The organism is Trinickia mobilis, assembly GCF_017315705.1.
In the GTDB taxonomy this organism is placed as follows: Bacteria; Pseudomonadota; Gammaproteobacteria; order Burkholderiales; family Burkholderiaceae; genus Trinickia_A; species Trinickia_A mobilis.
Genome location: NZ_JAFLRF010000018.1, coordinates 114,192 through 125,132, shown reverse-complemented (window position 1 = coordinate 125,132; position 10,941 = coordinate 114,192). Strand labels below are relative to the sequence as shown.

At 59.6% G+C, this 10,941-nt stretch carries 9 protein-coding genes; 3 read left to right on the top strand and 6 right to left on the bottom strand.

Annotated features, from left to right (window positions below; all coding sequences use genetic code 11):
- From J3489_RS23005 to J3489_RS22990, 4 genes are all read right to left on the bottom strand, one after another.
- Nucleotides 1–412 (bottom strand): LysR substrate-binding domain-containing protein (locus J3489_RS23005; RefSeq protein ID WP_207001953.1); only part of this gene is annotated, 412 nt, incomplete at its 3' end.
- A gap of 908 nt (nt 413–1,320) precedes the next feature.
- Nucleotides 1,321–1,548 (bottom strand): hypothetical protein, encoded by a 228-nt coding sequence (locus J3489_RS23000; protein WP_207001951.1) that lies wholly within the window; start codon nt 1,546–1,548, stop codon nt 1,321–1,323.
- Nucleotides 1,545–2,150, bottom strand: coding sequence for a thioredoxin domain-containing protein (locus tag J3489_RS22995; RefSeq protein ID WP_207001949.1), 606 nt, complete (start codon nt 2,148–2,150; stop codon nt 1,545–1,547). Before J3489_RS22995 ends, J3489_RS23000 begins: the two co-directional genes overlap by 4 nt.
- 2 nt (nt 2,151–2,152) lie before the next feature.
- Nucleotides 2,153–2,602 (bottom strand): hypothetical protein, encoded by a 450-nt coding sequence (locus J3489_RS22990; RefSeq protein WP_207001946.1) that lies wholly within the window; start codon nt 2,600–2,602, stop codon nt 2,153–2,155.
- Between the two features lie 550 nt (nt 2,603–3,152).
- Between J3489_RS22990 and J3489_RS22985 the strand changes: the two genes are divergently transcribed.
- Both J3489_RS22985 and J3489_RS22980 read left to right on the top strand, forming a co-directional pair.
- Nucleotides 3,153–6,065 (top strand): CHAT domain-containing protein, encoded by a 2,913-nt coding sequence (locus J3489_RS22985; protein WP_207001944.1) that lies wholly within the window; start codon nt 3,153–3,155, stop codon nt 6,063–6,065.
- 148 nt (nt 6,066–6,213) lie between these two features.
- Nucleotides 6,214–6,687, top strand: coding sequence for a hypothetical protein (locus J3489_RS22980; protein ID WP_207001943.1), 474 nt, complete (start codon nt 6,214–6,216; stop codon nt 6,685–6,687).
- 205 nt (nt 6,688–6,892) lie between these two features.
- On the opposite strand, the gene J3489_RS22975 is transcribed toward J3489_RS22980, so the two are convergent.
- Nucleotides 6,893–7,648 (bottom strand): hypothetical protein, encoded by a 756-nt coding sequence (locus tag J3489_RS22975; protein ID WP_207001941.1) that lies wholly within the window; start codon nt 7,646–7,648, stop codon nt 6,893–6,895.
- A gap of 253 nt (nt 7,649–7,901) precedes the next feature.
- Entirely contained in the window at nt 7,902–9,326 is a 1,425-nt protein-coding gene (pdxR, locus tag J3489_RS22970) for a MocR-like pyridoxine biosynthesis transcription factor PdxR (protein ID WP_445267841.1), read from the bottom strand.
- A gap of 223 nt (nt 9,327–9,549) precedes the next feature.
- Between pdxR and J3489_RS22965 the strand changes: the two genes are divergently transcribed.
- Complete coding sequence (locus J3489_RS22965; protein WP_207001937.1) at nt 9,550–10,575, top strand: hypothetical protein; 1,026 nt, start codon at nt 9,550–9,552, stop codon at nt 10,573–10,575.
- Nucleotides 10,576–10,941 lie beyond the last annotated feature (366 nt).

Genomic DNA, 10,941 nt, shown 5'->3' with positions numbered 1-10,941 from the left:
TCACCCAGGATGCACGGCCAAGCGGACGCGCGATTAGCGAGAGCTCGTCGGCATTGCCGCCGCGGACGACACAATCTACGTTCTCGCCAATGAGATCGGCCCGCCGGTCGCTCACGCCGAGATCGACACGTATATCCGGATATCGCGCAATGAAGTCCGGCAGCGCGGGGATCAACACGCAGCTTGCGGTCGCCGAGCCGATGTCGATGCGCAACCGCCCGCGCGGACGCCGATGCGCGCTGGCGAAACTCGAGTCGATGTCCTCGAGCTCCTTCAGTAAGCGCGAGCGGCGCTCGTAATACGCGGCCCCCTCGGACGTGATGGTGACGCGTCGCGTCGTTCGCTGGAGCAGCTTGACGCCGAGATGCTGCTCCAGCGAACGCACGAGTTTGCTCACTGTGGCGAGCGGCATGGCTACTTGATATCCCCGTCGGCGTATCCATCTTTCCCGGCGAGATCTCCCGGTCACCCAGAATTTGGGGCGAGCGTACCTATTCAAAGCTCTTCTATTGGAATGAAGTCGCGAAAGGCGGGCATTTCGCCGCTTTCGGGCAACCGGACCTCTTCGTCGCCGAATTGCGCGCTTGCTTTAGCCGGCTGCGCTGAACGGGAGTTCAGCGACGTGTTTGTCCCGGAAGCGCGCGATATCCATCTCATTTCGTGAAGTTACGATCTTCCTGCTTTGGCGCGGGCTCTTCACGGTGCTGAAGAGTTCGTCCATCACATCAGGGGCTAATAAAGGTACTCAGCGGGGATGAACTCATCTTCGCCGTACCCGTAACGATGCTCGTCCTTAGCATTGCAGGCGGGATTGAAGAGGCTGATCAATTCCCCCTCGATTTCTCGCGCTACAACGCACCCTGCCCATCGTACGAACACGGCGTTCGGAGTTTTTTGGTAGGTCTTGCAGAGACACTCCAGGCCAGCATGTTTGCTCGGCTTGCAGGTTTGCCGCGCGAATCTTCGGAAATACACGCCAAGGCGTGATCGAAGCGTTTGTCTGGCACCGTCCGCCTTTCCAACATATAGGACATTTATCGCTGTCAAAGCCTGATCGTCGGTCGAAAAGACATAGATGCCCGCGCCATGTGGAATCAGTTCTCTGCTGACAATGTTTGCGACGAAGTGAGTAACCGGGACGGGCGGGTCGCACCACTGCAATTGAGAGAACCAACAGGGCATCGATGTCATGTGCAGGCGCCTCGGCTAAGCTTTACCACTCAACACTCGTAGTCCTTTGGGTAAGCGTTTGTGCCGAACCTCAAACGACTGCGATACTTGTGGCCTCCGGCTCAGCGACGACCGAAGTCGGCTGGGGAGTTAATCGGAGCTTGCTGGCAATCCGCTCGCCTCGATCGCTGCGCTGACCGCGGTATTCACTCCACCACCTCCGACGGCGGCAGTGACGGTAACGACTTCAGGAGGCGGAGCCTGCGCGGTCGTCACGCTTCCAAGCGAGCTCATGGCACTACCACCGCACGCGAAGCAAGTCGTTTGCAGCGCTATCCAGACCGCGGGCGCCGTCGATAATTTAAGCTTGGTCTTCATGACCCATCCTTCATGTCTTTGTCGGAAAGTTCCGGTAAGAGATCTTCCAGTTGCCACAGGTAAAAAATCTCCGGTACATGCTTCTTGTTGATGAACACCGCGGGCGTTTCGGAGATGCGTTCCTTCGCGAATACAAATTGGTTAAAGCCCAACAGCATTGCGTCATTCTGCTCGGACGTGCATTCGGCGACGGATTGACCGGCGATCCCATACTGTTTGCCCATCTGGAACAGTTTGCCGAGCCGAGCATCACCCGTGCGGCGATAGAAGTACCAGCGCGTCATGAACGGAAGTAGCTTGTCCTGTGGAACGCAAGTGAGCACCCGGGCAAAGTCAGCGTCGCCCGGAGAGCGGGGCAGGATGCCTATAAACACAAACAGCTGGCGTCCCCTGGTTGCCTGTATCAGCAGGGGAAGCACCGTGTTACGGAATGTGGCAGCGCACATCGGGCAAGTCGGCGACAAGTAAAAATCGATCCTGGTCGGCGCATCAGGATTGCCAGCCGTAATGATCGGAACCGCCAGTCTGTCGGCTGCCGTGCAAACGCTTAGAATTAGCCAGCAGCTTATAAACGCCGCAGCGCGATATATAAACCGTCCCATTTCTAACCCTTTGTCAACGTGTAGGTGTAGGTGCATCCTCCCGGGTCGTGTATTCGCATCTCGTTTGGAGCCGTGAGTTCGCCGTGGGCTTGGGAGTCTCTTCCGCGCGAAGTCTGTGCGAGCAGAGTCAGGTCAATCGACTTGTCCTGAAGAATGACGCCAAACACCTTGCTCGATCCGCGGCCATTACCAAAAGAAACACCTTCGGTAAAGCCGCTCGTCAGGATGCGTCCGCCTTTCACAGTAAATTTTATAGATGCCGAGTCGGCGCAGTTTCCCTCTTCGAGCTTTCCCTGTCCGGACCAGACCCCGTCATACTCTGGGCCTGTGTACCTCGTCAGGGCCGCCGGTAGCGCCTGCGGACTCGGATCAACAGTGGCCGCCGATGCCGCTGCGCACGCGATAATGATCGCGCCACTGCCCATGGCAATAAAAAATGCAGTTAGTTTCATCGTCTCGATCCTTGGCGCATGCTCGGTAATACGACGCCAATTGAGTGCTCAGCAAGCCTTGACGGATTCTTCTCGACGATTAATCAGCGATCACTAGCCCCAAGGACGAGGCGCGAGATGCGGTTTGTTGTGAGTCGAAGATCACCAACCCATTGGCACGCGACCGACGCCTCAAGCAAACAGCGCGCATTCGGCTGTCGTTCCGAAACGCTAGCTGCGAGATCCGTGCGCCCCGTTGTGCCGAGCAAGCCGCATGACGCGCCCCTTCGGCACCTTCGTGAATCTTGTTGATAAAACATAGGACCTGCACGAAACAAAAGCAAGTGACCCGGCAACGTAAAACATCGCTCACGACAGCAGACGAGACAGCGTCATGTAAGCATGGAGTCACGATTTCGTCGCGTGAGCCCATGTCACGCTTTGCGTCGAAATCCCTGGTTCGGTCTTTGAGCCCTTTTGCCAAACGCGCGGTGCGCTTCATGTGCTTATCCGACGCCCGGCGTTGACCTGATACGGTCAGCGTCTATCCTTTGGTGGAGGAGATGCCATCATGGCGCTCGCGCTGTCACATGTCATATTGCCGATTGCGCTCGCATTCAGCGCGCCAGGATGCGCGTGGGCTCAGCACATCAGCGCCCCCCCGGAAGTGGGCAACGTCGGGGCTTCCGCTTCCGCGACTGCGGCGCAGAACGTGGTCAACGCTTTCGCATTGCCGGAGGCTCGCGTCCAGGAAATTCGCCGCGAGCTCTCGCGGACCCGGGACGGCGAGCAGCGGTACACGCTGCTGATGGAACTTGTCAGAGGATACTTCCGCGACGGACGAGTCGCAGAGTCCCTGCAGGTACGTGACGAGATCGTGGGGGATGCGGCCATACCGGCAGGGCGACGATCGCTTGCTGCATCGGAGCTCGCCATGTCGTTGTCTCTCGTGGGTGAATACGCGAGAAGCGAGCAGTTGGTGGAGCGTGCCAGGTCGCTCGCTCGCGACACCTCGGCTGCCGAGCTGGAAACGCTGCCGCGTGAACCAGCCTACGCGTTTCTCGCGGCAGAAGCGGAGATCGACAACCGCTTCCTCAACCGGCACGATCTCGCGTTGCTCAAGAGCCGCGAGCATTCGGAGCTGGCATGGACGAACCTCAACAATCCTTCTCTCAGCGACCGGCGGCATCGCGCGGCTGCCACTGAGTTGCTCAACAACATCGTCGGCTTGACTCGACTGCTGATACAAAACGACCGGCACGCCGAAGCGTTGAGCTACGTCAACGAGATAAGCGCGTACCTGACGAGTCGGCCCGATCTGCGAGCCACCCCATATCAACGCGCCGGTGTCGACTTCGCTCGCGCCCTGGCGCTATGCTCTTTCGACGACTACGACGCGGCACTCGCCGCTATCGACAGCAGCATTTCCGGCTACCGGAGCGCAGGCGTACCGGAATACGAAGTCGGCTACGGTGGTGCGTTGCGGATACGCCTCATGATCGCGCTCGTCATGGGCAGGATCGGGCAGTATCAAAGCGATGCGCAGTCACTGGAACGGGGTCGTGCAGTCAACCCGGTGCTGGCCGGCAGCTTTCCTGCACAGGAAGCGGAATCCTTGAGCATGGCTTCGCGCGGGCAATGGGCGAGCGCGAGTGCGCGGATTGGCGAAGCAATGGAGCAGACGCTGCGCACACAGGGCGCAGGAAGTCCGTTCTACAAGTATCAGGCTGCGATGCAGGTCTTATACCGACTCAACGATCCTGCGGGAAACATGAGCGATGCCGACATCGAGCGTTACGTCCAACCGCTGGCCGGTTCCCGCGACGACTGGGCCGACGCCAGCGCGCACGGCTACTACGTGGAAGATGGCGCTTTGGTCGCGTCGATGGACCGCCTGATGCGCAGTGACGGGTCGGCGCAATCGCAGGCGCTTGCGTTTCGCATCGCCGAACTGCTGCAGATGAACGCCACACAGGGCATCATGATCGATGGCGCTGCGCGGCTGGCAGCGGGCACGCCGCAACTGCGCGCTTTGATAGAGAAGGAACAGATACTGCGCTACGATCAGGACACCAGCCGCGCTTCGTTCGCGCGCGCGGTAGCCCAACTTGATCGACTCACTGCGCAAAGTAAGACAGACCCGACGGACATAAAACGACAAAGCGACGATGCCGCCGAAAAGGAGCAGGCACTGCGCAACGCGACCGCCGATCTGCGCCGACTGCACCGTGAGATCGACGCGCAGTTTCCCACATATCGCGAGCTGATTGCGCCTGCAATCCCGACGCCCGCCGCACTGGGAAAAGTGCTGCATCCGAAGGAAGTGTATATCGACCTTTACGCAGGCAGACAGGCAAGTTATGGCTACGCTGTCCTTCCTGGAGGTGACTTGCACGCATGGCGCCTGGACATTACGCGTGAACAAGTAAGAAAGATGGCGCTGGCACTGCGTGCCGGCTTTGACAGCGCAAGGCCTCCCCAAACACCCGGTGACCTAGCGGGCTTCGGGATTGCCGCCGCAGCTGGCCTGTTTCAGGCACTGATTGCGCCGATGCAGTCCGCTCTACAGGATGCGACGACGGTCTATCTGTCGACGAGCGGCGTGCTGGCGAGCGTGCCGTTCGACGTCCTGATAACGCGTCCGGCCACAACCCTTGCCGATGCCGACTGGTGGATCGCCCGGGTTATTCCGGTACAGATGCCCAGCGCATCGGCGTTGGTGCTGGCGCGCAGCCAGCCTGCCGCGCACGCGCGGCAACCACTGATTGCGTTCGCCGACCCGAGCTTCGACGGCAGCCCGCACGCGCCTGTCGAAGACGGCCCGCTGCAAAGCGTGCGAGGACAACCGGTTGCTACCGCAGGCTATGCCGACGACTTCGACTATCGGCGTGTCAGACGCCTGCCCGAAACGCTGGAGGAAGCGCAGGCAATCGCGAGGGCCCTGGGCGCGCCGGCACAGAGCGTGATCCGGGACACACAGGCGACGCGCAGCACGGTGCTGAAAGAAGATCTGTCCGATACGCGAGTCATACTGTTCGCGACGCACGGCATTACCGCCGGCGAATTGCCGGGAATGCGCAAGGCGGGGCTCGCGCTTGGATACGAAGGCGCCGGTCTGCACGACTCCGTTCTAACGATCGACGATATCGTGGCGCTGCGACTCAACGCCGACTGGGTCGTTCTGTCGGCCTGCAATACCGGCTACGCGAGCGGCGATGCCGGAGACGCGGTATCGGCCCTCGCGCGAGGTTTTTTCGCGGCCGGCGCGCGCTCCGTGCTCGTGACGCAGTGGGCAGTCGAGTCGCAATCGGCGAAGCAACTCATGGTTGGACTGTTCGACACCTATGCCGCGAATCCGACGCTCTCGAAGGCCGACGCACTAGCCCGCACCCAGCGCAACATGCTCGACGGACGCGACGGCGCCCTTTATCGTCATCCATATTTCTGGGGCGCCTACTTTCTCGCGGGCGATGCCCAACGCTGATTGTTTCCGTTGCGTCGTGCTGGATCGCTTCGCTTGAATCCGGGAACGAGGTGGCTATAGTAAATAACTGAAGACGTGCCCGACTTTTTGCAACGGGGAGATGCTCTGTCGCCAACCGGATAGAGACTCTATAAATTGAGGCATCGCGATGAAGCTTACGCAATCTGCACTGGATGCCCTCGTCGGCAAGAACATCGTTACTATCTGCCCGCACAAGTACGTCGGAAAGAACAACTGCGCACACTTCGTGGCTCACGTTCTGGGTTTGCAGGTTGGCGTGCTCTGCAACCTTAAGAACACGAAAGAGAAGGAAAGAGTCTCCATACGTGTCAATGACATCTATAACAGCCTCGCTGATACAGGCCTCTGGATTCAGAAGCCGCACATCCGAGAAGACCAGAACCTTCTGATCTTCGTGACGTCTGCCAAACACATCGATGCCAATGACAGGATGAACGATCATCCCCAAAAGCATGTTGGGATCTATGTCGGCGACAAGGTCTATAACTACTCGAATGGACACCATCGCGTCGTCCGAGAGACCGTTGAGCATTTTTTCCAAAAGTGCGACGCCGCATACGATGGAGAAGACATCACCCTCTACTATGGGGTCGTGGGATGAACCGCCTCTTGGCAACACTGCTGGTGTGCTCGTTCGCCGCCGGATCGGCAGCTGAGTCTGTCGCGCACAAATCGGCAGTGCGATTCGAAGATACGGGGGGACGCGTCAATGTCGGTCAGACGGTTCGGACGAGTGACGCTTCCTGGCCGGTTTTTGCCTTGTGACGCTAGGCCCAAACCGCAGCGCACCTGCGGCTCGCCACACGTCACATCATGCCGCCAGTGGCGCTGCCCGTTCCGCCAGTGCCGGATGGAGGTGTGGACGTCGTCGCGAGCGGATGGGCGAGACCTGCCGCCGACAGCAGGGAGACGGCGCCCGGATCGGGCATGCCATCGGCGTCGATGGCGCCTGCTGTCGCGAGCGCGCCGAGATCGCTGTCGACGCCTGCTTGCCCGACTATGAACGGTGTCGTCAGAAACGCCGGTGCCGTCAGCGTGACCGCATAGCGCTGCTGCAGATTCGTGACGACTGCCGATTGCGCAGCCAGCACATCGGCCGGGTTTGAAAGCACCTGCTGGAACTGTGAGTTGCTCGGGAAACCCGCAATCAGACTGGTCTCGGTCGTCCCGAGTTGAGAAGCAAGGTAGACGAGCATCAGTTCGGTCTCGGGCGTCGTATTGAAGGTGCCGCCGGCAAATGCCAGCGAATGCAGCGTCGTGCCGCCGGAGGTCACGGTGAGGATGCAGGGAAGCGTAGTGTTGAACGTGACGCTGTAGTGTCCACCGCCGTCCGACAGGGTGGAGTCCGAACCCTGCGCACAACTGAAGCCGACCACCGCGTTAGCGAGCGCCTTGCCGGTGGCGGCCGTGCCGGATAGCGTGTCGCTTGCCTGCCCGTTTTCGCCGCCACAGTCGTCGACGCCGACGCAGACGCTTCCGCCGCACGCGACGAGCGTTGCGAGCGAAGCCGCGCAAAGTGCCGCCAGCGCCGGGCGAACGAAACACGTATTGTGAGTCTTCATGGCCGCCTGCCGGTGATAGATGGGGATAAGGCAACCGGCCCGACGCAAAGCGACCGGAGCTATTTTTAATTTTAGGCCCGATGCCCCGAGACCGCTCTCCACGTCGATCAGATTCGCCGCGGTCTCTTTCAGCCCTCTACCGAGTGCCACTCCGTTTGCCTATTTGTTCAGGGGTAAACGACGTTTCAAGAACATCGACGACACGTTAGCGAGCGTGAATTCCTCTGACCATCCAAACTCCGAAGACGCGCGTTCACTCTGTGCGCGAGCGCAGCGATTGATCTTCGCTCTGCCAGCCCGAGGCGAGCAGACTGATACCCTTCGTGATGTGTTGTACCGGCGTTCCGCCAAAGCCGAACACCAGTATGTCGGACGCACGTCCCGCGCTTGAAAATATGTCGCCCTTGTATATGCCGACGCCCTCCTCGTCCGCTATACGACACAGCGCGTCGATGTCGTAGCCGGCTTTTACTCGCGTGGAAATGTGCAGGCCGCACGTGGATTCCAAGGGAGTCAGCCACGTGGAGAGGCGGGTGCGGATTGTTTCAAGCAGGGTCGCGCGCCGCCTCTTGTACTCCATACGCATGCCGTTCAGGTGGGAAGCGAAATCGCCGCTTACCATGAACTGCAGCAAGGTATTTTGAACATGCGTGGACGTTTGCCGGTCCACTATCCATTTTGCCCTTCTAAGCCTGTCGAGCAGCCAGGGAGGCGAGACGATGAAGCCTAGCCGGAAACCCGGCGCCAAAGTCTTCGACAACGAGCCGAGGTAAATCACCCGTTGTTCCCTATCGGCTGACTGCAGACATGGGGACGGCATAGTACCGTAGTAAAACTCGCAGTCGTAGTCATCTTCGAGAATAACGAAATCATCTTTCGCCGCACGCGCGAGCAGCGCTTTCCGTCGCTCCGGAGAGAGCGTAACGCCTAATGGAAACTGGTGATTGGGCGTACAGTACAGGCCGGCAATTCCCTCTGGAATGTCCTCCACCTTGACCCCTTGTTCGTCGACCTGAAGTCGAAACGGTTCGGAGCCGGACAGCCGCGCGATCTCGGCGACGACGGGAAAGCCCGGATCCTCCACGGCAAACGACGTCCCCGGGCCCAGCAATAGTCGCGACAGAAGATCCAGTGACTGGTGAGTGCCGGTGGTAATGACGATATCCGCCCCCGTACAACGAACGGATCGCGATTGCCGCAGGTAGGCGGCAATCCGCTCGCGCAGCCGAGCGTCTCCATCCGGCTGGCTATATTCAGAAAGCGGTCCCGGCTCCATGTCGGACGGCCAACGGGCTAAGCGCTTGCGCCGAAATATCTGTTCGGCATCCCTGGAAACGGCGCCCGGACGAAAGTCTACGTCCACGTCCTTGTCGGGCAGCACGAATGTCTTAAGGGGGAGACGCTCCGACCATTCGGATAGACGTACCTGGGTCGCGGAGCTCGTAGTCGGCGAGCTGTTCTGTGGCGGTATCGCGCGCACGTATAAGCCGGAACCGACACGAGCCTCGAGCCAGCCCTCCGCGATCAACGCAGCCGTGGCGTCTCTTATCGTATTGCGCGACACCCCAAGTTGGAGCGCCCATGTTCGGGACGCCGGCAAGCGTTGCCCCGGTTCCAGGCGACCGTCTCCCAAGGCCGTGTAAATGCCTTCGTACACTTGCTGCTGGATCGGACCCATTCCGTCCAGTCGAATCAAAAGGTCGCCCACGCGGCCTCCCTCCCTGATACGCGCCTTCCCGCGCGAAATTTGTTTTGCCGGAGGCAATGATCCTTCACGGCCCAATTCATGCGGGCAATTTCGGCCCACGTTCCGGATGGCCGGATCATAGACTCGTGACTCGTGCCCTTTTCGCGGCATGTCTTCGCGCCCGTGAGCGGTTGAAATATTCGGAACCACGACTATGAATTCTACGGTTGCTCAAGCTGATCGAACCTTGTCGCTCTATTGGCACTTCGCACCGACCGTGCTGGCGCTAGGCTATCCATGGTATCTCGCCCGGTTCTACGAGGAGGCCGGCAGCCACCACGCGGTTGGCGCGCTGTTCGCTATTGCATTGGTATTCGCGGTTCCTGCGAGCGCGTTCTTCAGCCTGCTGTCACTCGCCCGGCTCGATGCGGGCGGCGGACAAGCCGTCATCTTGCGACGTCTTGCGCACTTTACGTTTGCCTCACCACCGCTGTTTGTCATCCTGGGGGTCCTCCTTTATTTGATGAAGATAAACGGGGCAGACGGGAAAGTGTGGCTCGGGTTGTGGGCGGCCGTGATTGTCGGAAGCCTATTGGCGCTCTCCACTGAGCGAAGCGATGCCACCCGTTCGCGGTCGAACCTGAACACGGGGCCGGTGCGCGTGCTCCATGGCGCGGCATCGGTCGCCATCATCGCGGTCTTTCTATTTCCTCATCTAGGCAATCACGCAGTCGGCATTTTCGGCACCGATGTGCATAAGGCCGTCATGCATGTGCTCCGTCATGTCTATCGGGCGGGATGGCTCGAGCCCATTTTGATCGGACTTTTTTTCTTTCAAATCGTAAGCGGCCTCGTGCTGTTGATGCCGAAGTTGAGCCTTAAGCAGGACATACTCGGATCGCTCCAGACTGCATCCGGCGCGTATCTTGTCATTTTCATCGCCTCGCATATCAATGCTGTATTCGTTCTCGCGCGTTACTTCGGGACAGATACCGACTACGCGTGGGCAACAGGGGCCCCGACCGGACTGATAGGCGACGCTTGGAACGTGCGCCTGATCCCTCACTATTCGCTCGGCGCATTGCTCGTCCTTTGTCATATTGCGTGCGGTCTGCGGACCGTCATGCTGGCTCACGGCGTAAGTATCCAAAGAGCAAACCGCATGTGTTGGCTCCTGATTGGCGCTTGCTCGGTTTGGGCTGCAATCGTCGTGGCGGGCATGCTAGGGGTTCGCGTCTGAACCGTATGCCCTGGCGCGCACGAGAGAATGGGAACACCGCGATCGAACGTTCACGACGATATCCTCGTGAACGTTCGATCGCGGTGTTCCCGCATGTGCAACATCGAGAGCCAACCCTACGTCCGGTGGCGCTCAGGCCCACAGGCTTTCAGTCGGTCAGTCCGGCCTCAGCAATTTCCACTAGGAAGACGAAAACATTAAAAAACGGGACTTCGATGCGGGAAATCTTGCCTATATTTGCGCCATATCAGCCGTCGATGGGCGCTTCATCCCTATGGGGCGACCGGGGAAGTCAATGAATGGAATCGCTGAGCACGCTCGCTGATTCCACTAGCGTCAAGAAGACTCGAAGCTTGGCACCCTCTC

What these genes read in the sequence shown, in the direction of transcription:
- J3489_RS22980 (WP_207001943.1), top strand. Translation starts at nt 6,214, where the DNA reads ATGAAGCTTACGCAATCTGCACTGGATGCCCTCGTCGGCAAGAACATC.
- J3489_RS22975 (WP_207001941.1), bottom strand. Translation starts at nt 7,648, where the DNA reads ATGAAGACTCACAATACGTGTTTCGTTCGCCCGGCGCTGGCGGCACTT.
- J3489_RS22990 (WP_207001946.1), bottom strand. Translation starts at nt 2,602, where the DNA reads ATGAAACTAACTGCATTTTTTATTGCCATGGGCAGTGGCGCGATCATT.
- J3489_RS22965 (WP_207001937.1), top strand. Translation starts at nt 9,550, where the DNA reads ATGAATTCTACGGTTGCTCAAGCTGATCGAACCTTGTCGCTCTATTGG.
- J3489_RS23000 (WP_207001951.1), bottom strand. Translation starts at nt 1,548, where the DNA reads ATGAAGACCAAGCTTAAATTATCGACGGCGCCCGCGGTCTGGATAGCG.
- J3489_RS22985 (WP_207001944.1), top strand. Translation starts at nt 3,153, where the DNA reads ATGGCGCTCGCGCTGTCACATGTCATATTGCCGATTGCGCTCGCATTC.
- pdxR (WP_445267841.1), bottom strand. Translation starts at nt 9,326, where the DNA reads ATGGGTCCGATCCAGCAGCAAGTGTACGAAGGCATTTACACGGCCTTG.
- J3489_RS22995 (WP_207001949.1), bottom strand. Translation starts at nt 2,150, where the DNA reads ATGGGACGGTTTATATATCGCGCTGCGGCGTTTATAAGCTGCTGGCTA.